The sequence below is a fragment of the Thermotalea metallivorans genome, from assembly GCF_001562415.1.
Lineage (GTDB): Bacteria > Bacillota > Clostridia > Peptostreptococcales > Thermotaleaceae > Thermotalea > Thermotalea metallivorans.
The window spans coordinates 49,440-71,025 of the sequence record NZ_LOEE01000034.1; the positions used below are offsets into that span (position 1 = coordinate 49,440).

25 protein-coding genes are annotated in these 21,586 nt (G+C 41.4%); 5 read left to right on the forward strand and 20 right to left on the reverse strand.

Translation table 11 applies throughout. From position 1 onward, the window contains the following. Positions 1 to 3 precede the first annotated feature (3 nt). From AN619_RS08545 to AN619_RS08555, 3 genes are all read right to left on the reverse strand, one after another. On the reverse strand, positions 4 to 234 hold the full coding sequence (locus AN619_RS08545) for an acyl carrier protein (RefSeq protein ID WP_068556312.1): 231 nt from the start codon (positions 232 to 234) through the stop codon (positions 4 to 6). Continuing rightward, positions 231 to 1,172, reverse strand: coding sequence for an LbetaH domain-containing protein (locus AN619_RS08550; RefSeq protein WP_068556313.1), 942 nt, complete (start codon positions 1,170 to 1,172; stop codon positions 231 to 233). Before AN619_RS08550 ends, AN619_RS08545 begins: the two co-directional genes overlap by 4 nt. A gap of 68 nt (positions 1,173 to 1,240) precedes the next feature. Beyond that, the gene (locus tag AN619_RS08555) at positions 1,241 to 2,746 is read right to left on the reverse strand and encodes a peptidase G2 autoproteolytic cleavage domain-containing protein (RefSeq protein ID WP_068556314.1); all 1,506 of its coding nucleotides are present in this window, start codon (positions 2,744 to 2,746) and stop codon (positions 1,241 to 1,243) included. Positions 2,747 to 3,112: 366 nt separating this feature from the next. Between AN619_RS08555 and AN619_RS08560 the strand changes: the two genes are divergently transcribed. Genes AN619_RS08560 through AN619_RS08570 form a run of 3 tightly spaced genes read left to right on the forward strand, consistent with a single transcriptional unit; the run spans position 3,113 to position 6,559 of the window. Further along, on the forward strand, positions 3,113 to 3,304 hold the full coding sequence (locus AN619_RS08560) for a hypothetical protein (RefSeq protein WP_068556315.1): 192 nt from the start codon (positions 3,113 to 3,115) through the stop codon (positions 3,302 to 3,304). A gap of 28 nt (positions 3,305 to 3,332) precedes the next feature. Then, a complete protein-coding gene (locus tag AN619_RS08565; RefSeq protein WP_068556316.1) occupies positions 3,333 to 5,276 on the forward strand; it encodes a peptidase U32 family protein in 1,944 nt (647 codons plus the stop codon). After that, positions 5,273 to 6,559 (forward strand): aspartate aminotransferase family protein, encoded by a 1,287-nt coding sequence (locus AN619_RS08570; protein WP_068556317.1) that lies wholly within the window; start codon positions 5,273 to 5,275, stop codon positions 6,557 to 6,559. Before AN619_RS08565 ends, AN619_RS08570 begins: the two co-directional genes overlap by 4 nt. Positions 6,560 to 6,703: 144 nt before the next feature. On the opposite strand, the gene AN619_RS08575 is transcribed toward AN619_RS08570, so the two are convergent. Continuing rightward, positions 6,704 to 6,943, reverse strand: a complete 240-nt coding sequence (locus tag AN619_RS08575) for a hypothetical protein (RefSeq protein WP_068556318.1) — start codon at positions 6,941 to 6,943, stop codon at positions 6,704 to 6,706. A 218-nt stretch (positions 6,944 to 7,161) separates the two neighbouring features. Here AN619_RS08575 and AN619_RS08580 point away from each other — a divergent pair, with 218 nt between their 5' ends. Beyond that, positions 7,162 to 7,368 (forward strand): DUF1657 domain-containing protein, encoded by a 207-nt coding sequence (locus AN619_RS08580; protein WP_068556319.1) that lies wholly within the window; start codon positions 7,162 to 7,164, stop codon positions 7,366 to 7,368. A 130-nt stretch (positions 7,369 to 7,498) separates the two neighbouring features. Here the strand turns inward: AN619_RS08580 and AN619_RS08585 are convergent, their stop codons facing one another. The 14 genes from AN619_RS08585 to AN619_RS08650 all read right to left on the reverse strand — a co-directional run bounded on the left by AN619_RS08585 (position 7,499) and on the right by AN619_RS08650 (position 18,866). After that, on the reverse strand, positions 7,499 to 7,708 hold the full coding sequence (locus AN619_RS08585; protein WP_330382059.1) for a DUF1657 domain-containing protein: 210 nt from the start codon (positions 7,706 to 7,708) through the stop codon (positions 7,499 to 7,501). Positions 7,709 to 7,741: 33 nt separating this feature from the next. After that, a complete protein-coding gene (gene spoVAE / locus AN619_RS08590; RefSeq protein ID WP_068556320.1) occupies positions 7,742 to 8,095 on the reverse strand; it encodes a stage V sporulation protein AE in 354 nt (117 codons plus the stop codon). Positions 8,096 to 8,111: 16 nt separating this feature from the next. Next, positions 8,112 to 9,113, reverse strand: a complete 1,002-nt coding sequence (spoVAD, locus tag AN619_RS08595) for a stage V sporulation protein AD (protein ID WP_068556321.1) — start codon at positions 9,111 to 9,113, stop codon at positions 8,112 to 8,114. Next, on the reverse strand, positions 9,114 to 9,593 hold the full coding sequence (gene spoVAC, locus AN619_RS08600; RefSeq protein ID WP_068556322.1) for a stage V sporulation protein AC: 480 nt from the start codon (positions 9,591 to 9,593) through the stop codon (positions 9,114 to 9,116). It lies immediately after the preceding gene. 16 nt (positions 9,594 to 9,609) lie between these two features. After that, positions 9,610 to 10,470, reverse strand: coding sequence for a DUF421 domain-containing protein (locus tag AN619_RS08605; RefSeq protein ID WP_068556323.1), 861 nt, complete (start codon positions 10,468 to 10,470; stop codon positions 9,610 to 9,612). A 13-nt stretch (positions 10,471 to 10,483) separates the two neighbouring features. Further along, the gene (locus AN619_RS08610) at positions 10,484 to 10,690 is read right to left on the reverse strand and encodes a DUF1657 domain-containing protein (protein WP_068556324.1); all 207 of its coding nucleotides are present in this window, start codon (positions 10,688 to 10,690) and stop codon (positions 10,484 to 10,486) included. A 175-nt stretch (positions 10,691 to 10,865) separates the two neighbouring features. After that, positions 10,866 to 12,020 carry a polysaccharide deacetylase family protein gene (locus AN619_RS08615; protein ID WP_068556325.1) on the reverse strand — a complete coding sequence of 385 codons (1,155 nt, stop codon included), beginning with the start codon at positions 12,018 to 12,020 and terminating at the stop codon, positions 10,866 to 10,868. 120 nt (positions 12,021 to 12,140) lie between these two features. Then, the gene (locus AN619_RS08620; RefSeq protein WP_068556326.1) at positions 12,141 to 13,355 is read right to left on the reverse strand and encodes a glycosyltransferase family 2 protein; all 1,215 of its coding nucleotides are present in this window, start codon (positions 13,353 to 13,355) and stop codon (positions 12,141 to 12,143) included. After that, complete coding sequence (locus AN619_RS08625; RefSeq protein ID WP_068556327.1) at positions 13,352 to 14,110, reverse strand: hypothetical protein; 759 nt, start codon at positions 14,108 to 14,110, stop codon at positions 13,352 to 13,354. The genes AN619_RS08620 and AN619_RS08625 overlap by 4 nt, the downstream gene beginning before the upstream one ends. A gap of 214 nt (positions 14,111 to 14,324) precedes the next feature. Next, complete coding sequence (locus AN619_RS08630; RefSeq protein ID WP_068556328.1) at positions 14,325 to 15,344, reverse strand: alpha-hydroxy-acid oxidizing protein; 1,020 nt, start codon at positions 15,342 to 15,344, stop codon at positions 14,325 to 14,327. Between the two features lie 289 nt (positions 15,345 to 15,633). Beyond that, positions 15,634 to 16,458 (reverse strand): carbon-nitrogen hydrolase family protein, encoded by an 825-nt coding sequence (locus AN619_RS08635; RefSeq protein WP_068556343.1) that lies wholly within the window; start codon positions 16,456 to 16,458, stop codon positions 15,634 to 15,636. Between the two features lie 116 nt (positions 16,459 to 16,574). Next, positions 16,575 to 17,198: a SafA/ExsA family spore coat assembly protein gene (gene safA / locus AN619_RS08640; protein WP_068556329.1), complete on the reverse strand. Its 624-nt coding sequence runs from the start codon at positions 17,196 to 17,198 to the stop codon at positions 16,575 to 16,577. Between the two features lie 107 nt (positions 17,199 to 17,305). Next, a complete protein-coding gene (locus AN619_RS08645; protein ID WP_242867367.1) occupies positions 17,306 to 18,142 on the reverse strand; it encodes a DegV family protein in 837 nt (278 codons plus the stop codon). A 109-nt stretch (positions 18,143 to 18,251) separates the two neighbouring features. Then, positions 18,252 to 18,866, reverse strand: coding sequence for a DNA-3-methyladenine glycosylase (locus AN619_RS08650; RefSeq protein ID WP_068556330.1), 615 nt, complete (start codon positions 18,864 to 18,866; stop codon positions 18,252 to 18,254). A 434-nt stretch (positions 18,867 to 19,300) separates the two neighbouring features. Between AN619_RS08650 and AN619_RS08655 the strand changes: the two genes are divergently transcribed. After that, positions 19,301 to 19,720 (forward strand): Hsp20/alpha crystallin family protein, encoded by a 420-nt coding sequence (locus tag AN619_RS08655; RefSeq protein WP_068556331.1) that lies wholly within the window; start codon positions 19,301 to 19,303, stop codon positions 19,718 to 19,720. A gap of 133 nt (positions 19,721 to 19,853) precedes the next feature. Here AN619_RS08655 and AN619_RS08660 read toward each other — a convergent pair whose 3' ends face one another. Further along, a complete protein-coding gene (locus tag AN619_RS08660; protein ID WP_068556332.1) occupies positions 19,854 to 20,636 on the reverse strand; it encodes an undecaprenyl-diphosphate phosphatase in 783 nt (260 codons plus the stop codon). A gap of 86 nt (positions 20,637 to 20,722) precedes the next feature. Then, positions 20,723 to 21,430 carry a M15 family metallopeptidase gene (locus tag AN619_RS08665; RefSeq protein WP_068556333.1) on the reverse strand — a complete coding sequence of 236 codons (708 nt, stop codon included), beginning with the start codon at positions 21,428 to 21,430 and terminating at the stop codon, positions 20,723 to 20,725. Positions 21,431 to 21,586: the final 156 nt, after the last annotated feature.

Consider the following 21,586-nt stretch of genomic DNA (forward strand, 5'->3'; position numbering starts at 1 on the left):
CCCTTATTCACTCCTGGAAACGACATTGATGATCTCATATACTTTGTCTACAATGCCATTTTGGAATATATCTATCCCAAATTGATCTTCAATCTTAACGGTTAATACTGCCAGATCCAAGGAATCAAACCCAAGATCGTTCCGCAAGGAAAGCTGAACATCCAATGTTTGCAATGATTCCTTTCCGTTTCTATCTAAAATCTCATTGATTATTTTCAAGAGAATTTCTGTCATTTTCCTTCCCTCCCCCCCAATCCATACTGCTTTAATCTTTCATGGAACACTAGACTTTTCGACCTGTCTATACCAAAAAAACCGCTAATTTTCCCATTGTCCTGTACGTTTTCGATCAGCACTGTTCCAAGGGCAATATGGCTATTATCTCCAACTTTGGTGCCGTTTCTCATCACACATCCTGCCCCAACCCATACATTGCTGCCGATCCAACAGTATCCGGCAATATTCACATGATCCAAGATCAGGGTTCCTGAACCAATTCGAGTCCCATGGGCAATCAAAACACCCGATCCGATCACCACATCATCTCCTATGACGGTATCTGCCCCCGTATGAATCCCCTTCTGTATGATAGAATGATTCATGATTGCCACCCGATTTCCTATCACCAGTTTCCCGGCGTGGGGGATGAGAGTTCTTCTCCCTTGGATGGTGCAAAGCATAACCCCTTCGCTTCCCAGAATCGTACCAGAGCATATTCTCGTACCCTCTCCTATTTCTACGTTTGTACTTATGATAACATCATCTTCAATGATTGCCCCTTTTCCAATCCTGACATTTTTAGAGGGTATTTTCACATTTTTTCCTATGACGGCAGAATCGTCTATATGGGTATCATAAGCCATACCAAAGAAGTCTGTATTTTCATGGAGATAGATGAGTAATGCATAAAAACATTCCTTGGCATTTTCACAGACCAAAATCCCTCCATCATACACGGTGCATAATTTTTCTAAATCAATATGTCCTTCAATGAGCAAAGCAGCAGCCATAGAAATTTTCTTATCGAAGTATTTCAAATCGGATAAATATCTCAAAGTACCGCCGTTATACCCTTCCGGTATTTCGCCCATCAAGTCAAAGGAAGCATCCTTTACAATCCGTGATGCATAGCCTAAGCCTGATAAAATTTCATTTGCCTCCCTTAACAACATCAACTGTATCCCCTCCTGCTATATTTTTATTTTTTCTATAGATCATCCTAATCCCTCGGAGAATCATTTTACCTGAATAAAATCAGTATCTGATCTGCTTTGATTCGCTCCAGTACCCTGTAGCCATGAGGGGCTGCCGTTGCAATTCCAGACGGATTGACCCTACAATAGCCATTTTCACTACATGTCCCGTCATCTCTAACCAAAAGCTGGCCCAATAACCCCACAGGAATCCATTCAGGTCGTTTTCGTCTAGGGATATATTTTCTGGTCATATCCCATCCTGGATGAATCACCGGTTGAATTTCCTTGCGTTCCGGAAGGATTACCTTCCCGTTGCCGTCTTTTACTTCCGGAACAACAACCTCACGATATTGAATCCTTTGCCATGGATCGGTCATATATTTGCCCTTCCATCTTAATTCTCCACAGGAAGCTAAAATTGCAGGTTTCGTCACAGTAACGCCGAGAATATATGCATCTTTCTCATTCGCTCTTCGTATTTTTTTTCCATGCAATGTAACGAAATACCCTGGGTCTATGGGTTTTCCATCGATGCTCTCAAACATTTCGGCATAGGAAGTCCCGGAGCTGCCATACAATCCGTCAATAAACATATTTCCCGCGCTTCCGATGATCTTGGCTGCAATTCCCTTTGCTGCTGCACTGATTCCATTGGCCAGATACCATGAATAGGGTTCATCGGCATCTCCAAATTTCCCCATGATATGTGCACCCTCACATAGGCCCGTACTGGTTCCCCATCCTTCTCCATGGGAAAAATGTCCGTCGGCTATTACCTCATATCCCTGGGCATGGGCGGCAAATCCTCCCGCTGCAGTCCTTGCTCCCTCTGCATGGGAAGCAAAACCCCCTGCTGTTGTATTGCTGCCTTCTGCATGGGAAGCTGCCCCCTCTGCTTTTGTATGTTCTCCCTCGGCATGGGCATACCGGGTCGTTGTTATGGTACCGTAACCTTCTGTATGGGAACATAAACCATTGGATATCGTATGCCGTCTTCTGCTTGAAAAAAAAAAAACCGCTGCCGTTGTAGCTTGACCTTCTGCATGGGATGCAAAGCCCTGGGCCAAAGTTTTCCATCCTTCTGCATGGGAAGGTTGACCATTGGCTGTTGTTTCCATGCCTTCTGCATGGGACCCGTCTCCATGGGCTGCGGTAGACTGTCCTTCTGCGTGGGAAGCTTCCCCCTTTGCCATGGTCGATTGCCCTTCTGCATGGGATGCAGTACCATATGCAGTTGTAAATTGCCCTTCACTGTGGGAAGCAGTTCCATTGGCATTGGTTTCGGTTCCCTCCGCATGGCTCATATCCCCTTTGGCTATGGTTTTTAATCCTTCCCCGTGGGATGCTCCCCCTTCTGCTGTTGTCTGAATTCCTTCGGCATGGGCACCCTCTCCTGCTGCAGTTGTTAAAAGTCCTTCGGCATGGCTAAAAACACCCTTCGCCTGCGTCTGTAAGCCCTCTGCATGGGAAGCAAGTCCATGGGCTGCCGTATTTTTTCCTTCAGCATGGCTGCATTCACCCATGCTTCGTCCGCTACACAAATTTTCCACCCGGCCACACCCCTTTCCTTATTTCTCTTTTATACTATTCCTTTTGCCATAGAAATGATACCCTATCCTTCCGAGTCTTGGACCTGGCCCAAAATCCTTTCCTCAAATGGGAGTCATAAAATGCATCATCCAAGAATATATCTATTGGGGAACAATAAAAAAATTTAGAGGATTTTTTCGGTAGGATTTCCAATCCCTTCAGCCTTTAACGATTGGGGTAATGCCTGATTTCGATTCCATTCCCTTTATTATTGTCCTCCATAACGGTTATTTTGAAAGAAAAGGTATTTGCACAAAAATAGAATATTTTCAAAGTGCCATGGAGCGGGATACCGCTTTGCAGACAGTAAATGTCGATAGATCTATATGGATATTCTTATCCAAGAATCCGGTTTTCCAGAAAGCGTGAAAGACACATGGTTTATCTCTGATTTTTCCAATGCTTCCATGCCTCCCGAAAAGGAACTAAGGGAAGTATTGAACTGGCTTCAATCAAAAAATTTCACCAACAGCAGCTATTCTTTAGAAGAATTATGGGATAAAAGTTTCATCGAATAATCCAATATACGGGAAAAGGTGTTGAAGTATGAACAGACAATTTCATCCTAAAAAAATAGAGTTGTTGGCCCCTGCCGGGACCTTTGAGATTTTTCAAAAAATCATAAAAAGCGGTGCAAATGCTGTATATTTTGGCGGCAAAAGTCTCAATATGCGCATGCATAGGGAAGATTACAACTTCACCCGCGAAGAAATGAAAGAAGCCGTTGCCATGGCCCATTCTTTCAATAAAAAAGCTTATATTGCTGTCAATAGTCTCCTAAGCCAAAAAGATTTAAAAGAAGCTGAAGCATACTTGCAATTTTTAAACGATATACAGCCCGATGCTTTAATTATTCAAGATTTCGCCATCTTGGAACTGATCAATCGACTTCATCTCAATCTGCCGCTGCATGCTTCCGTGATGATGAATGCCCATAACTTGCAGACCATTGAAGCTTTTAAAGAATTGGGCATTACCCGAATTGTCGCTTCCAGGGAAATGGATTTAAAAACGATCCAAAACCTCCATTTGCAAACGGATATGGAGTTTGAATATTTTATTCACGGCGATATGTGTATTGCCCATGGTGGCCAATGCTTATACAGCGGTATCCTTTTCGGAAAAAGCAGCAATCGGGGCCTCTGTATGAAACCGTGCCGCTGGAGCTTTCAAATAAAAAAAGACGGCTTCATCTTCCCTACGGAATATCCCATGGCAGTAAAGGATATGTGTATGTATGAGCATATACCCGAAATAATGGAATCCGGCATTGTTTCATTCAAAATCGAGGGAAGAATGAGGGATGCCGAATATCTCATGCATTTAATTCACTGCTACAGTGATGCCATTGACAGATATATGGAAGACCCCATTGGCTATGATAGGAAAAAGAATATGCAAGTAATTTATGAAAATCGCAAGCGTGATGTATCTACCGCCTATGCCTTTGGGAAACCGGGACTAGCTAATATCAATAGCCGTTATGAAGGAACAGGAAAATTGTATAGCCATGGGAAAGTTTTTAGCAGCCCGGTAGAAGAAAGAGAAATCAGTAAAGAAAGGGTCAAGGAAATAAAGAAAATACTGATGGGGCGATCCCCTTCACCAAAGAAAGCAATACTCAGTGTAAAGGTCAATTCCTATGAACAGGGAAAAGTTGCCTTAGAGGAAGGTGTAGATGTCCTTTATCTTTCCGGTGAAGTTTTCGAACCGGATCATCCCTTCAGCAAAAAAGAAATCCTGCATCTAATCCGTCAGAAAAAGAACACAAAAATTTATCTCGGTCTTCCCAGAATGATGTTTGAAGATGATTTTTCCCGATATCGCCGCCTGTTCAATGCAAATGCCCTGGATGTAGACGGTCTCCTCATCACAAACCTGGGGGCTATTCGTGAATTTCGACAATTGGGATGGGAATTGATCGGTGATTACTGTCTCAACATTTACAATCATGAAGCTGCCAATTTCTATCAAAAACAAGGTTTATCCGCAGTCACCCTCTCCGTGGAAATTCCTTTAAAGGACGCAATCGATACCATTCAAAAATCTTCTATTCCTATGGAGGTCATTGTTCACGGCTCTCCGGTAGTCATGTATATGGAACATGATCTATACGAAAATACCCTGGTTTTAGACCCCATAGGATATGAAGACAACCATGGTGCAGATCATTCTATACTGGTTTTGGCCGATGAAAAGGGATATGAGCATCCCGTTTATCGTGACCACAGGGGAAGGAATCATATGACCCTTTGTAAAGATCTCTGTTACCTTCCCTTTTTAAAGGAGCTCCATGCCATCGGCGTCCATCGTTTTCGGATAGAAGGTTGCCACTATGATTTGAATCGCTTTCAAAAAATCATACGTATTTATCAAGAAGCCCTTCGTGATCTCACAAGATGTGAGTGCCTATTTGCTTCTTTAACATCTGTACAGGACCGATTTACCCTTGGATCTTTTCAATTTGATGAAGGGGGAGATTCTTCATGAATGCTTATATCGGCCCGGAAAAAATTATTGAAAAGAAAAAGGCTTTTCTTTTTCCTTGTTCCCACCACTTTTATAAAAATCCTCCCCAGATTGTCAAGGGGGAAATGCAATATTTATTTGATTCCAAGGGAAAAAAATATCTTGATTGCTTCGCCGGCGTTTCTGTGATGAACTGCGGCCATTGCAATCCTGAAATCCTCGAAGCGACCATCCGCCAGATGAAAACACTCCAACACACCACCACCATCTATCTGACGCAACCCATGGTGGATTTGGCTGACCGCCTTGCCCATGTATTGCCCGGAGATCTTCGACGTTCTTTCTTCTGCTGTACCGGTTCCGAAGCCAATGAAGGTGCCCTCCTCCTTGCCAGACTTTTTACGGGAAAAAGGAATTTTATTGCCTTAAACCATAGTTTGCACGGGAGAACCTATTTAACTATGAGCACTACAGCAATCCCCATGTGGCGTGCCGATCCGGAACTTGATGGCTGTGTAACCTTTGTTCCCAATGCCTATAGCAGAAATAAGCCTTTAGAAGAAGCAGCGGTGGAATCCTTAGAAGCTGTAGAAAAGGCCATTGTTTCAAAGAATACCCACAATATCGCCGCCCTCATTGCAGAACCGATCCAAGGAAACGGCGGAATGATCACGCCTCCCTCATGGTATTTTCAAAAATTAAAGACCATATTAGAAAAACACGGCATACTGCTGATCATTGATGAAGTCCAGACGGGTTTTGCACGGACCGGCAAAATGTTTGCCATCGAACACTACGGCGTTGTTCCCGATATCATCACCGTAGCAAAGGCTTTGGGAAATGGAATGCCTATTGCAGCTTTTTGCACCAATGATAGAATCGCCCCTGCATTGACAAAACCCTCCGCCTCTACCCTGGGGGGTAATCCCGTGGCATCCAGTACGGCCATTGCCGTATTAGATTACATTGAAAAATATAATCTATGTGCAGCTGCAGAAAAATTAGGCCATAAACTAAAGGAAGGCCTGCTTGCACTGCAAAAAAAGCACCCCATCATCCATGATGTGAGGGGCATCGGTCTTATGATGGGTGTCGAGCTATTGAAAGAAAATGGTCAAGCCGCCGCGGAAGAAACGGATTTTATATTGGAAGAACTCAAGGGACGAGGAATTTTACTAGGAAAAAATGGATTGGAAAGGAATGTATTGGCTTTTCAGCCTCCCTTGGTCATCAGCGAAGAAGATATACGTTTTTTATTAGAACAACTGGATATGGTCTTTGGCCTTATAAAATTTACTTTGTAAAAATATAAAAAGTAAAACAGTCTGTAGAAAAACCATGGGATAAGCAGGAAGTCGAATCTCAATGATTTGTCCTCCAGCTCGCAAAACATATTCCGATGCAAAAAAGAAAAAGGTAGGGAAAAAGATCCGCTACCTTTTCATCCTTTAGTATCCAGTACCAAAACCGAAGAATGGTCCTCCAAATAGAATCACCAACAACAGGAAGAAAAATAATAAGCTGGGATTGTCGCCAAATCCTCCGAAGAAACCGCCGGTACCGCAACCGCAGGATCCTCCGAAGAAAGGACCTCCAAACAAGATTACCAGCAATAGGAAAAAGAAAAGCAAGCTGGTATCGGATCCAAAAAAGCCATAACCTGGGTTTGCAGATGCTTTGTCAGCCATTTTGCACACCTCCTTTTTTGTAGTATGTACTCGGCTGACAATCCTTGTTTTTTTTCTAATACATCTTATTCATCCCTTGGGACATGTGTTCATAGAAAAAAATTCTACATACCAATATCTGCTTGCCTTCCTTCATTTTTTCACAAATATTTTTTTTTGAAATGAGCAAACTATTCCTGTATAGGCAATTATTCTAAAGAACGGAGGAGGAATATTCAATGCCTACAGGCAATAAGCTTGAGAAAGCCCTAGCCAGTGCCAAAAGCTTGGCTGCAGATTTAAAAACCTTTGCCTTGGACACAGATGACCAGCAGGCAAAACAAATGTTTAACCAGTTATCTACAACCATGGATAATGTAGCCCAAATGCTGCAAAGCAGATTTGATTTTGTCCAAAGCGAAGAACCCCAGTATAGACAATCGTAATAAAAGGCAATCCGGAAAATCAAGAGTCCAAACCTGCTATAGCAAGGTTTGGCTTCCATATTTTTTAAAAAATTGAAAAATAAATAAAAAAGCTGAGAGGCCAAAGGCTTCAGCTTTTTTGTTTTTCACATTATTGTTGCTTATATTGGGGTTCTTGCTGCTCAATGTACTGCTGTCTTTGCTTCAAGGTCTGCAATGCATTCTCAAGGGTTTGGGCAATTTGCTGATATTGTTGCTTCGCCTGTTGATCTTGTGTCTCCAGGGCAAAAGTCTTCATTGTAGCTGCTGCACTTTGGATACCTGCAATTGCTTGTTGCATTTGAGTTCCTACTGTCACCATGATCACCTCCTTCCACGGCATATTTGCTGTATGCTATCCTTTCGGCTTAAAGATCAGTGCTCCCATAAATCCAAATATAATGGCTGCAGAAATACCTGCACTGGTAACTTCAAAAATTCCCGTAAGAACACCGATGATGCCGCTCTTTTTGGCCTCTGCCAAGGCACCTTTCACCAGGGCATTTCCAAAACTGGTAATGGGCACAGACGCTCCTGCCCCCGCAAATTTTATCAGGGGCTCATATAATCCAAGTCCTCCCAAGATTGCTCCTATGACTACCAAAGTGCTGGTGGTATGGGCCGGCGTCAGCCTGAATACATCCATCATAATCTGTCCTACTACACAGATTCCTCCTCCTATGACAAAAGCCCAGAAAAATTTTTCCATTTGTCTCACCTCTTCTCTATATTTCTATGGACACCGCATGGGCAATGCAGGGTATGCTTTCTTTTTGCTGATAGGACAGGGGGGATAGCAATGCCCCTGTAGCTACAATCAAAATCCTCCTTAATACTCCCTTTCTCATTTGGTTCAAGAAATGGCCGTAGGTTACCGTAGCAGAGCAAGCACATCCGCTGCCTCCTGCAATCACCGGCTGCTCCGGTTTATAGATCAGAATGCCGCAATCTGTAAATATTTCCTGGGGAATTTTCAGTCCGTGTTCCGCCAGCAAATCTGCAGCAATTTTATGGCCTACCCGGCCAAGATCTCCCGTGGCGATCACATCGTAATAGGAAGGATCTATATTCATATCTCTGAAATGGGCTTCAATGGTATCTACCGCCGCCGGAGCCATGGCTGCCCCCATATTAAAAGGATCAGAAAGTCCCATATCAATTACCCGTCCGATAGTGGCAGAAGTTACCCGAGGTCCATGGCCCTTTTGTCCCAGCAGGGCTGCTCCCGCACCCGTTACCGTCCACTGGGCTGTGGGTGGTTTTTGAGAGCCGTACTCCGTTGGATATCTGAATTGTTTTTCTACTGCAGCATTATGGCTGGATGCTCCGGCAAGAACATAATCTGCACCTTTGCTGTCTACAATAACACTGGCTAAGGCCAAAGCCTCCATGGCGCTGGAACAAGCCCCGAAAACCCCTAAATAGGGAATCCCCAGGGTACGGGCAGTAAAACTGCTGGATATGATCTGATTCATTAAATCTCCACTTAGAAAAAATTGTACATCTTCCTTTTTCAATCCTGCCTTTTCAATGGCTTTCTCGCAGGCTTGCTCCAATAACTTCTTTTCTGCCTTTTCATAACTGTCCTGTCCCAACCATATATCCTCATGAAGGATGTCAAAATCCTCTGCCAAAGCCCCTTTGGCTTCAAAGGGACCCCCTACGGCGGCCGATCCCAATATGACGGGTTTTGAATAAAAAACCCATGTCTGATGTCCCTGAATCATTTACATCCCACCTAACCATTGAATTGTAATTTTTATAATAGCAACTACAAAGGCCGAAAAAACACCATAGGCAATTACGGAACCCGCCAATTTGAACATGTTTCCCCCTACCCCCAGCACATATCCTTCGCTGCGGTGCTCGATGGAGGCCGATGCAATGGTATTGGCAAATCCCGTAACGGGAATGGCCGTCCCTGCCCCGGCCCACTGGGCGATATGGTCGTATACGCCAAAGCCCGTAAGCAATACGGAAATCATAATCAGCACCGCCACCGTTGGATTTCCTGCCGTAACCTCATTGAAATCAAAATATTTCATAAACACCCACTGTAATCCTTGACCGATGGTACAGATCACGCCTCCCACAAGAAAAGCCTTCAAACAGTTATAAAAGACAGATCTCTTTGGCTCCCTTGCCTTGGCAAAAGCTTGGTATTGCTGTTGTGTGGGCGTTAACTTTTTATTTTTTTTGCTGGACATATCTATACATCCCCTTCTAACGTAATAAATAGGGTTTCAGTTTCTGTAAAACTTGCTGAAGCTTCTCCGCATCTGCGCCATACATGATTTTTGCTTTTTCATCCTTAGTTTCCAAAGCATAAGCTTCCAAATCAGCCTGGCTTTTTTCCATGACAGCATAAAGCATTTCCTTTACCTTGGGTCGGGGGGGCTGTATGGAATCGTCAAACAAATCCACATACAAATCCCCCGATGCATCCACTTGTCCAATGAAGACATTTTCTAAGGCGATTCCCATCCCCTCCAACTGCATTTTTAACCAGCCTCGATTCAAGCCCATGTTGGAAAGGGGCTCATCCATTACATTCCCATCTAAAATTACCGTTTGGGGTGCCCCTTGGGGTGCAACTTTTTTTCCAAAATCATAGGGGGTTGCAGGTTTTTTATCGGATTTCAAAAGAACATTGATTTCCCCTGTTGTTTCCATCATGGCGAACTCCACGTCTGCCAGTTGAAAGATGTTTTTCCCACGCAGCTCCCTTAAGAGCTCCTCTCCCGTCATCCCCATCTGCTTTAAATTTTCTTCCATTATTTTTCCGTCTTTTATCAAAATTGTTTCCCTTCCGTGAATCACATCATGAAGCCATTTGCTCTTTAAGGAGATATAGTCCAATACCATGGGAAACAAAATCCAAACCCCTAAGGCAATCCATCCGAAGGCCAGATTTCTGATGATATTTACAGAGAGAAGGGCAGTCAAAATGGCAATGACGCTATAGCTTACAAAGTAAAAAGGCGTCATCTTGACAATCTGTCTTTTTCCCATAATGCGAACAAAAAACAAAATCACGAAAAATAAAAGAATTGACCTAAGTAGTATGATCATCCATTCCTTCATATTCTTCCCTCACTTAATTGCCTTTATATTGCGGTTCTTCAAATTCTATGGTTTTTAATCTTTCCTCTAAATTCTTAATAACGTCATTGGTAACAAACAGGGCTTCCTGATAAACCGATATGGCCTTTTCATCCTGAGACTGGGCGGAATAAAGCCGCAATATCCCTTGGGCTCCTTTTAGGGCAGCCAGGGTCTGCTTTACTTGGGAACTGACTGTCATTTTCATGAACCTCCCGATACAAAATAAATTTTAAATACTATCATTATTTTTACAATTATTCTAAAAAAATTGCTTGTAAAATTATTCCATATGTATATTGCAAAAAGACTGCCACCCGTTGGCGTCATCAACAAAAAAACAAGGGAACTGCCTGGATCTCCCTTGTTTTTTTACCCTAATATATTTTATTCCAAAAATTAAAAGGTTCTTGCCTAGAATCAATAGGTATGAAGATATACCCTTCTTTTTTCAAATAGTCCAATATATGGGGCAATGCCTCTACTGTACATTGTCTCTCATGAAGCAGTATAATGGGTACACTGCGTCGCCCAACCTGTTCTTTTACATTCTCTACAATCATCAGAGGGGAAACATAGTCCGCCAGGCTATCCTGACTATCCACATTCCAATCCCACATTTTATACCCTGCATTGACAACGGCTTCCCTGTATTTTTGCGTCATGTATGGCTTGCTGCCATAGGGAACACGAATCAAGTTCGTTCTCATCCCCGTAACCGTTTGCAAAGAACGGTTGCACGCATCCATTTCAGAAACCAGTATGGAAGGTGATTTATAGATTTTTTTCACATCATGGGTAACCCCGTGAAGTCCTACGGTATTTCCTTCATTGATCACCCTTTGCACTATTTCCGGATAATTTTTGATGCGATCCGACAACATGAAAAAAGTCGCCTTTGCATTGTATTGATTTAATATTTGAAGAAGTTTTTCTGTATATATCGACGGCCCGTCATCAAAAGTAATGTAGGCAATCTTATATTTTAACCGAAATTCTTCTCTTTCCCTGTTTCGAATCTCTAAAATGATTTTTTCCTTTTCCTTTACCAATTCATTTTTAAACTTTAAGTATAATTCTCCATCAGAGATTTGAGCATTTTCATTCTTTGCCCTAGCAATAGGCCCTTCTCCGATATAGGCCACTTCATAGCCAAAAGATTGGGCTATCAATTTGAAAGGCGCCATAATCCGATTATACTTCACATAGATACAATCAGTAATGATGATTCCCCCATCGGTAACCAATGTCTTTGTGGCAAGGTCCAGTATAATTTCCTTGCCATCTTTTGCTATTAAAACGAGGCCGGACTGGTGGTTCCATTTTACATCCGCCCCCATTGTTTCTGCAAAGAATCTGATGGGCACATACGTAGTTCCCTTTTTTACTTCAGGATACACATCCTGAAAAGAAATCAATTGATCATTGAGGACAATAAAAATGAAATGATTGATATTTTCTCCACGGGCATCACTTTCAAAAGGAAAGAAAACCAAGGTAAAAATTACCGCACATAAGATAAATTTTTTCATATTCGACTTTCCTTTCCTAACTTTTTTATCTCCTATTCCTTATTATTTCATCCTATCGTTGAAATACAAATTGAAATATATAACAAAAATCGATGCCCCAAATTTCGATTGCCAATCATTTTAAAATCTGATGGTTTTTTCCCAAGGGATGATTGTATTTTTTCTTTTGGCTTTCACATAATAAAACAAACTCCTAAAGAACAAAAATATAAACAATTGGGCATAGGTGAAATATAAAATAAAACCAATGAACATATTCAATGGCGAAATGGTTTTTTCCACCGCCTGGGCACTGAACAACTGGACAGTATAGACCAAATAGGAAACATACCATATCAGCAGCATCGGCATCTGCAGGGATAACTTTACATATCCCAAAATACCTGCAATAAACCAAAAGTCTGAAACCATAAGAAAAACCAAAAATACCACATATACCAAAATCTGTTGCAGCGTATGAATCAATGTTTTGCCTTTATAATATTCAAAAGAAGTAAACATCTTTTCCAACAAATAAAGATTGCCCTGCAACCATCTTGTTCTTTGTTTGATCAGAACTTTGAGTTTCTCCGGTTCCTGTTCCCAGGTAACAGCTTGGGGCACAATGGGCAAAAGTCCACCTGCCTTTGTAATTCGCAGGGTCATTTCTGCATCTTCTGCCAAGGCATATACATCGTATTTTCCTATTTTTTCTATAAAAGACCGTTTTACCAGCATATTGGTCCCTGTGAGGGATCCTGTTTGAAATAGCAACCATCTGCCTGATTGCATTAGCAGTTGAAAAACTTGAAATTCCAATGATATCATCCGTGTAAGCCAATTCTTCTTTTCATTCAAGGTTCTCACATAACCTACGGCCCCTGCTCCATTGACTGTTGTTTCGGCAGCCTCCATCAGCAGTTTTAAAGATTCCGGTTCTGGCTGATTATCTGCATCATACACCATAAAATATTCAGATGCGGAAATCTCCAAGCCATAGTTTAAAACCCTTGCCTTTCCCTTCGGCTCTCCTGCAGGCACCTGAACATGATATATATTTTTAAATTTTTCCCTAAAGGCTTCCACAATTTCCCCCGTATTGTCCTGAGAGTTGTCATTTAATACATATATGTGCACATTCCCGGGATATTTTAGCTTCAATACAGCCTCCAAGGTCTTTCCAATCACTTTGCCTTCATTGCAGGCAGGAATGAAAATATCCACATTGGGATAATGATGCAAGGTTTCCCTGTTCTGATGCTTTCCACGATAGTATACCCCACTTATTGTCAGCAGCGAATAGTATAGGAGAATCATACAAAAAATAGAAGATATCATCACAAATACGCCATTCATGGCACCACCGCCTGCCCTTTCCCCTCACCAATGGCTTTCACATCCATAGAGATTTCTTCCTCCTTTAGATGCATACTTTGATGAATTTTAGAAAAATAACGGTCCATGGCCGCTTTCATTCCATTTTCATCGGTATTTTGCAATAAAACAACAAAGGAAATGTCATCCCATTTTCCTACCAAGTCATATTCATGCCGAAAGGTTTCCATGGCCAAAGCCGTTAATTTTTCAAAAACGGCTTCACGAACCCGAAAATTTACTTTTTCCAAAGAAAAATAAATTTCATAACCCCTCTCTCCCCGCCGTTCCATGGCTTTTGCCAAAAGGTTTTTTCTTTCTTCAAACTCTTGTTTTGTCAACACCTTCGAAGGACCAATGTACTGCATGAGTTGATCCACTTGCTTCTTTAAATTTTTATTATCCTTTTCTAGTTCTTTGATCAAATAGACAAATGCATACAGCATTGCTAAGTTCAAAATCATCACCATATGCTGCCAAATCACTTCCAGTTGTATGGCAGTTTCCCATTGATACATCCATGCCCTGATCAAATGTGCCATTGCACTCATCAGGATATAGGCAATAAGCAAGACAAAACCTTGCCGGTGGGATAAAAAAGAAAAGAAAAGCATTGCCAAAATATACTGAACGGCAAAAATAAAAACTTTATTCCGCGGCAGAACATAGAAAATTGTAAGAAGAAAAAACAGAGATAATGCCATATGAAGCCATCCGACTTTTTTGCTCTGTTTCATACCTTTTCCACCCTATATCGTTGTTTGTTTCTCCCTTCAAGGGAACATATATAAGAAAATAACCGGCAAAAATCACACAAAGGGAAAATTACCGGTTATCGATTCAAAATCATTATATCATTATTTTCAAAAAGTTTTTAGCCATCATTCTTTGGAATTTATTTTAAAAATTTACTAGTTATCTAAATCGTGTCAGGAAATAGCCCTATGGATTTTACCCTCTGAAAATAATTTCTTGACTGATATCCTCCAGACGATTGCATCCTGTCATCACCATTCCCTCAGCCAGCTCTGCACCAATCTTCTTTGTATAGGCAGCTACCCCTTCGGCACCGCCCCCATAGGCCGCTACGGCGTAAGGTCTTCCGATCAGTACGGCATCAGCACCTAATGCCAGGACCTTTAATACATCCAGACCGCTCCGAATACCACCATCTATCAGTACCTTCATTTTCCCCTTTACAGCCTTTACAATTTCAGGCAATACTTCCACCGTTGCCGGCGTATGATCCAATACCCTGCCCCCATGGTTGGAAACTACAATCCCATAAGCGCCTGCCTCTAAGGCTTTTAAAGCTCCTTTCACCGTCATAATTCCCTTTAAGAGAAAAGGCAACCTTGTAGATCCGATAATTTCCCTTAGTTCTTCCACGGGTTTCGGGCTGACAGGCTTTCCTGCCATGGCCAAGATCGCAAGTCCTGCCGCATCAATATCCATGGCAACTGCTGCTGCTCCCGCCTTTTCTGCAGCCTCCAGACGCCTTAACACCTCTTCTTTTCTCCATGGCTTGATGGTAGGGATTCCCCATCCTCCGTTTTCTTCGATGGCTCTTACAGGATCCATGAAATATTCATCCTTTACCCCATCTCCGGTAAAACCAATAGAACCCGCTTGTTTACACCCTTCCACAATGGCTTTTGCGTATGCATAATCTGTGAGTTTTTCCCCATAACATGGAATCAATCCTCCAATGGGTGCAGCAAAAACAGGATATGCAAATCTTTTTCCAAATAATTCTATGGAAGTATCCACTTGGGCAGGTGTATACATTGTATCCATATTGAGCAGAATCTCATTCAGCTTATCTACATTCCTTATAAAACCTGCACCTGAACCCTTGCCGCCAACCCCTGGGATTTCCCCCTTACAAGCTTTCCCATTGCACTGGGGACATACTCTGCATTGAAATCCCTCAATTTGTTTTGCCCTTTTCATTACCTCTTTGAAATCCATTCCAATCCCTCCCGTCAATTGTCTTTAAAATATGACATTGATTCTTTAGATCTCCCCAATATCCTCTTCTTCTATTTTTTATAAAATCGTCCATGATGTCAAGTTTTTCCCCGTCACCTGTACAATTTCATTGCCATTTTGTTCCCCTTTGCAGATAATTGCAATTGACGGGATCCTATCAAGTTTATTTTTTATGCGTTCTAAAGCAAATAAAAATATATTGCAAGAAATCATGCACCGTGCAAAACAGACAGGCATCAAATCAGCCTTGTCAAATGCATACCGGGGCCTACTTTTTTATAACATCATATAAGTCTATTCGTCTGTGTTTCAATAAGGGCAGTTCCTTTCGTATCTTCTTTACTTTATCCAGATCAATTTCCCCATAAAGAATCATCTCCTCCTCATGGGCTTGGGCAACAATCTCACCCCAAGGATTTGCAATGGCAGAATGACCGTAGGCATGATAGGAAGCATCCATATTTCTTGCGGGAGAAGCGGCTACAAAATAGACCTGATTGTCCAAGGCCCTTGCCTTTATCAAAATATCCCAATGGGCGGGACCTGTGGTTAGGTTGAAGGCAGCCGGTACAATCATCACCACTGCCCCTTCCAATGCCATAAGTCGCATCAGCTCCGGAAACCGCATATCATAGCAAATAGCCACACCGATTTTGCAGTATTCCGTATCCACCACCGTTACTTCTCCTCCATAACCTAATGTATCCGACTCCTTAAATCGTATGCCTCCCTCTATGTCTATGTCAAAAAGATGCATTTTTCGATGCCTTCCGATGCATTGTCCCTTTCCATCAAAAATATATGAGGTATTGTATAGAATGTCTCCCGCCCGCTCCGGTATAGACCCTCCTATCAGATAAATCTTTAATTCTTGAGCTAATCTTGATAAAAAGGTGGTCGTTTCTCCTGGGTACTCTTCTGCATACAAGGGAAAATATTTGTTTTCATAGGGACATTGAAACATCTCCGGCAGCACAACCACTTGGCTTCCCTGGTGCACTGCTTCTCGAATCATTCTTTCAGCTTTTTCAATGTTTTTCTTTTTGTCTTCCTCCACACGAAGCTGGCAAATTCCTATTGTAAACCTGTTCATCTTCTCTTCTCCCCTTCCTGCCTCTGTTCTTTTATTATATCCTAAGTTTTCTAAAAGAAAAATCTTCAAAAAAACAAATCTCAGCAAATAGCTGAGATCTGTTGAAAAATCTATCTTTATCTCGGTTGAATAAACATCTGTGTCCAATAGGTATTGCCTTTATTGTTTGCGGCATAGCCCACGCCAATCTCTGTAAAGTTTTGACTCAGGATATTCCTACGATGGCCGGGTGAGTTCATCCAACCCTTCATCACTTCTTCCGGGGTCCTTTGCCCCATGGCGATATTTTCTCCGGCATAGGAATAGGCGATGCCAAATGCTTTCATCATATCAAAGGGTGACCCGTATGTGGGTGAAGTATGGGAGAAATACCCTTGATCCCGCATATCCATTGATTTATATCGTGCAACTCTGGATAACTCCCAATTTTCCTTTAATGGCTTTAACCCATTGTTCGCCCTTTCTACATTCACCAGTCGAATAACCTCTTTTTCAAAGGCTGCTTCCGGACTTTCGGCAGGTATATTGATTTTCATGCCTGGATAAATCACATCAACATTTTCAATCTGTGGATTTGCTCGAATAAGCTCTGATAATCCCACCTCATATTTTACTGCGATTTTCCAAAGGGTGTCCCCTCTGACTACCGTATAGGTACTGCCAGCGGCTTCAACACGAATTGGATTTATCAAAATCAACAGGAGACAAGCAAATGCAAAACAGATCATTAGTTTTTTCATGTCTCATTCCCCCTTTCATATAAGTATACCTTATATGGACTCGGGGGTAAAACCTCAATATCTGGCAGTAAATGAATAACCAACCAATTTATCTTATTTTTTAATTGCTAGAAGCACACATAAATAGCACCCTTTGCCGCATAGGTACCGATCACAGGACCCATGGAATGAAATAAAATTTCCTTTGGACGAATTTCCTCCTTTAGCATATGGATAAATTCATTGGCCCTTTCTAAACAATCTGCATGGGTAACGCCAATGACCCTATCAGAAAAATCAATATTTTTATTCTTTATAGTATGAATCATATATTTTAAGGCTTTCTTTTCGCCCCTGATCTTTTCCTTTACCTTTACAGTTCCTTCATGTTTATCCACATAAACGATGGGTTTTACATTCAGCATATTGGCTGCCATATAGGAAAGTCGGCTGACCCTTCCCCCCTTTACGGCATTTTCAAGGGTTTCCAAATACACCAATGTATCCAGACTATCCCGATATTCCACCAAACGCTTGATAATCTCCGATTTCGACAAGCCTTCCCTTACCAATTCACAGGCTTTCAAAACCTGCATGCCCAAACCCAAGGAACCATTTTTACTGTCAAAGGTTGTCAGCACATCCCCAAGGCTTTCTTTGAGCATATTGACCGTTTGATAGGTACCGCTAAGGGCCGATGATAAATTTACAGACAATACATGACTATATTCCTTAAGACTTTCATGAATCAAATGTAACACATCTCCCGGAGCCGGCTGGGATGTCCTCGGCAAAGAACTTGCTGTTTGGCACTTTTCATAAAATTCCTCATGGGTAATGTCCTTGCCGTCGGTATAATCTTCCCCTTCTATGTAAATGTGCAACGGCGCAACACCGATGTCATATTGTTCAATGAAATCCTTTGGCAAATCGCAGGAACTATCGGTTATGATTCTTATACGCATGTTGGACCTCCTCAAAGTATATATTTTAACTTTATACGACAAGAATCGATATTGCAATTATTTTTTGTAAATGTCTAAAAAAAATTGCAATTTTCATGATTACAGCCCTTTAACCCTTGGAAAGATAGGGATTTCCCTGGATAAAAAACCTCCATTCAAACTCTCTGGCTTCTTCTGCATAATCAATATTGATTCTTTTGGATACTCCGATTTCGAATGTTTCTTTCACATCACTCTCTTCAATAAACAGTTGGTCTCCCAGGAGGTCATCTCCATAGTTATCCTTCGTAATGCCCATAGCCCTGCACAGTTTTCCGGGCCCATTGGTCAAGTTGATTTTTTGACTTCTTTTCAAAATCTCCAAGGGCTTTCCGTACCGATTCCATGCCATTTGATCTATGCCTTCCACCGGCTCAAGGGCACGTATGAGTACTGCCGAGCCTTCCCCTTCCCTGCCTGTCACCACATTCATGCAATGGTACATGCCATAAATCATGTAGACATAGGCATATCCCGGAGGTCCAAACATCACTTCTGTTCTTTCTGTACGACGGTTATTATAAGAGTGGGCAGCCTTATCAATAGCACCGATATATGCCTCCACTTCAACGATTTTGCCCTTTAACTGAAAACCATGATGCCGATGCACTAAAACCTTGCCCAGCAACCCTTTTGCCACGTCTAATGTATTCCCCGCATAAAAGCTTCGCGGAAGTTTTTTCATCTGTTTCATCCTTTCTGCTATTTTGTTTCTCTCTCTGTCCTTTTCAGGGACTTTTTACATATTCTATCATGAATAACTGCCTGTTAGAAATATTTCTTCTATTTTCAATGCTTTTAATAGGATTTATATTTGCATAGGAAAATATTTCTCGCAAATTTTCAAAAGCAAGTCAACCTCTTGTTTTGCAAAAATATATGAGCTTTTTCCAAAGAATTATTCTTATCTCAATTTTTTACAAAAACGAATATTTCCATGAGGGTATACAACTGAGAAAAATAGCGTAAGCTATAAAGAGAACCGTATATTTTTGTATATTTTTTTCTAGCAGGCAATAAATGCCATTTATTGCCTGTAACCAGATTTGACTTTCTTTGACCTTTGTTTTAGAATAAAATCAAAGATTATCATAAAAATATCCTATGGAGGTGTAGGCTATGTTTGGTGGTTTGGTTCCTTTTGGAAGAAGACCAAGGGATTTGGAGCAATTTTTTGAAAGAATGCTTCAGGATGACTTTGGCTTAGGTTATTTTTCAACAGGCATCAAGGTAGACGTAAAAGAAAACGATAAAAATTTTGTGGTAGAAGCTGAAATTCCAGGCGTAAACAAAGATCAAATTCATCTTGATTACAACAATGAATACCTGACCATCTCTGTTGAAGATAACCAGGAGATCAGGGAAGAAAGAGAAAATTACATCCGACGGGAAAGAAGATCAGGCAGAATGAGCAGATCCCTCTACGTAGGAAATATCGATGAAGATCAAATCTCTGCAAAATATGTAAACGGGGTATTGACAGTAACATTGCCTAAGACTAAAAATGCCAAAGCAAGGAAGCGAATTGATATCGAATAAAATATCATCACAGCCAGAAAAATAACCAGGATAACTCCATATTTTATCCTGGTTCTTTTCTTACTTTTTTGTTTAATAAAAAAGCTGAAGAATTTTAAAATCCTCCAGCTTTTCTATATCTCCATAAAACTTTTTATGCCACAAACAGCACAATCATCCCCAATATAATTCGATAGTAGGCAAAAGGCGCCAGTTTTCTTTTCTTCAAATAATTCATAAAGAATGCAATCACCAGAAGGGCCACAATAAAGGATACGGCCGTTCCGATCAAAAGAATCAACCACTCATAGGCCGTATAGGAAAATCCCACCTTGAAAAGCTTATATGCTGCTGCCCCCATGATCGTGGGTATCGCTAGGAAAAAAGAAAACTCTGCAGCCACTTCTCTGGAAAGTCCTAAAAATAGGCCTCCAATAATGGTAGAGGCTGAACGGGACATGCCGGGCATTAGGGCCATGCACTGGGCGATTCCCACGACAAAGGACTGTCCAAAGGTTAATTCATCCGTAGAGCGCACTTTGACTCTCTTTAATTTTGCCTCTGCAAACAATAACAGAAGGGCCCCTAGAATCAAAGCAATGGATACGGTGGTAGGATTGAAAAAATGTTCATCAATATAGTCATCAAAAAGAAATCCCAAGATAGCCGCCGGGATAAATCCCACCATTACTTTTGCCCATAGGCGGTAGACGCTTCTTGTCTGTCTTATATTCCTCTTTTGTGGAAAAATCTTATCTTTAAAATAGATCAGTACCGCCAATATGGCTCCAACCTGTATGACAATATTAAATGCATTGGCAAATTGCCCGGTAAAATCTATATATTTGTTTGCAATAATCAAATGCCCTGTAGAAGAAACCGGTAAAAATTCTGTCAGTCCTTCGATAATGCCAAGAATAATTGCTTTTAAGATCACCTTTCTGCCCCCTTATTCATATGATCACTCTAAATAGGTTATCATGAAAATATATGGGAATCAAGAGAAAGAAATTCCTTTCCTCCTTATTCCAATGGAATTATTTTTTCAAAATGCTGATAATCCTTTACCGTTTTCCATTCGCCGCCCCAGGTCCATCCCCTGTCCTTGAAAGCCTTATAACATGCATCATCCTTGATAATCATTCCTTTTCTGACGTTTGTCCGGTCCAAATAATCCCTTCCTGCCTCCGGCGATACCTTTTCTCCCCTTACATAGGGATTCTGGACAGGATTGATATCAATGGCCATGCCATAACTATGTGTTGACAATACACCTTTCCTTCCGGCCACCTCCCTGAAACAAAATGCCGATGTATTGTTATCTGCCATGGAAAGGTCATCATTGGCATCATATACATCAATCAACCGTATCTTCTCTATGGGGAACTTAGACCCATACAATATTTGAAAGATTTCCGCCACCTCTTGTGCCAGATGCTTGTGCACAATCAACTCCCCTTCATGAATCTTGCCGTCAAACCCCCAATGTAAAACTTTCACATAGGACAGATCCTCCAGCTTGACAGGGCTGTCTTTCTTCCAAGAAACACCCTCTACTTTATCAGCAATGGCCTTTGGTAAAGGTTGGAAAGTGAATTGTACTTTTTCCTCTCCTTTTATTTCTTTTTTTACGGTTTCATTTTCCCATATATCTGCCTTCTTCTCCTTCATGCATCCTGCACCCATCAAAATCACAAGCAGAATGAGAATCATTCCCATTCTTTTCCCCATAGTTCATCCCCCTATAAATCCATGACAGAAATGAAATTTTTATAGAATTAGGCCATTCTTTCATAAGCATACCATATTTGTTTTACAAAATAAATGCAAAAGACTTGGAATGATTCAAGCCTCTTCTAAAACCTTACTTTATTGCAAATTGTCTCA

Coding starts and splice junctions, on each gene's coding strand:
- AN619_RS08545 (WP_068556312.1), bottom strand. CDS start 234: ATGACAGAAATTCTCTTGAAAATAATCAATGAGATTTTAGATAGAAAC.
- AN619_RS08550 (WP_068556313.1), bottom strand. CDS start 1,172: ATGTTGTTAAGGGAGGCAAATGAAATTTTATCAGGCTTAGGCTATGCA.
- AN619_RS08560 (WP_068556315.1), top strand. CDS start 3,113: ATGGATATTCTTATCCAAGAATCCGGTTTTCCAGAAAGCGTGAAAGAC.
- AN619_RS08565 (WP_068556316.1), top strand. CDS start 3,333: ATGAACAGACAATTTCATCCTAAAAAAATAGAGTTGTTGGCCCCTGCC.
- AN619_RS08570 (WP_068556317.1), top strand. CDS start 5,273: ATGAATGCTTATATCGGCCCGGAAAAAATTATTGAAAAGAAAAAGGCT.
- AN619_RS08575 (WP_068556318.1), bottom strand. CDS start 6,943: ATGGCTGACAAAGCATCTGCAAACCCAGGTTATGGCTTTTTTGGATCC.
- AN619_RS08580 (WP_068556319.1), top strand. CDS start 7,162: ATGCCTACAGGCAATAAGCTTGAGAAAGCCCTAGCCAGTGCCAAAAGC.
- AN619_RS08585 (WP_330382059.1), bottom strand. CDS start 7,708: ATGGTGACAGTAGGAACTCAAATGCAACAAGCAATTGCAGGTATCCAA.
- spoVAE (WP_068556320.1), bottom strand. CDS start 8,095: ATGGAAAAATTTTTCTGGGCTTTTGTCATAGGAGGAGGAATCTGTGTA.
- spoVAD (WP_068556321.1), bottom strand. CDS start 9,113: ATGATTCAGGGACATCAGACATGGGTTTTTTATTCAAAACCCGTCATA.
- spoVAC (WP_068556322.1), bottom strand. CDS start 9,593: ATGTCCAGCAAAAAAAATAAAAAGTTAACGCCCACACAACAGCAATAC.
- AN619_RS08605 (WP_068556323.1), bottom strand. CDS start 10,470: ATGAAGGAATGGATGATCATACTACTTAGGTCAATTCTTTTATTTTTC.
- AN619_RS08610 (WP_068556324.1), bottom strand. CDS start 10,690: ATGACAGTCAGTTCCCAAGTAAAGCAGACCCTGGCTGCCCTAAAAGGA.
- AN619_RS08615 (WP_068556325.1), bottom strand. CDS start 12,020: ATGAAAAAATTTATCTTATGTGCGGTAATTTTTACCTTGGTTTTCTTT.
- AN619_RS08620 (WP_068556326.1), bottom strand. CDS start 13,355: ATGAATGGCGTATTTGTGATGATATCTTCTATTTTTTGTATGATTCTC.
- AN619_RS08625 (WP_068556327.1), bottom strand. CDS start 14,110: ATGAAACAGAGCAAAAAAGTCGGATGGCTTCATATGGCATTATCTCTG.
- AN619_RS08630 (WP_068556328.1), bottom strand. CDS start 15,344: ATGGATTTCAAAGAGGTAATGAAAAGGGCAAAACAAATTGAGGGATTT.
- AN619_RS08635 (WP_068556343.1), bottom strand. CDS start 16,458: ATGAACAGGTTTACAATAGGAATTTGCCAGCTTCGTGTGGAGGAAGAC.
- safA (WP_068556329.1), bottom strand. CDS start 17,198: ATGAAAAAACTAATGATCTGTTTTGCATTTGCTTGTCTCCTGTTGATT.
- AN619_RS08645 (WP_242867367.1), bottom strand. CDS start 18,142: ATGCGTATAAGAATCATAACCGATAGTTCCTGCGATTTGCCAAAGGAT.
- AN619_RS08650 (WP_068556330.1), bottom strand. CDS start 18,866: ATGAAAAAACTTCCGCGAAGCTTTTATGCGGGGAATACATTAGACGTG.
- AN619_RS08655 (WP_068556331.1), top strand. CDS start 19,301: ATGTTTGGTGGTTTGGTTCCTTTTGGAAGAAGACCAAGGGATTTGGAG.
- AN619_RS08665 (WP_068556333.1), bottom strand. CDS start 21,430: ATGGGGAAAAGAATGGGAATGATTCTCATTCTGCTTGTGATTTTGATG.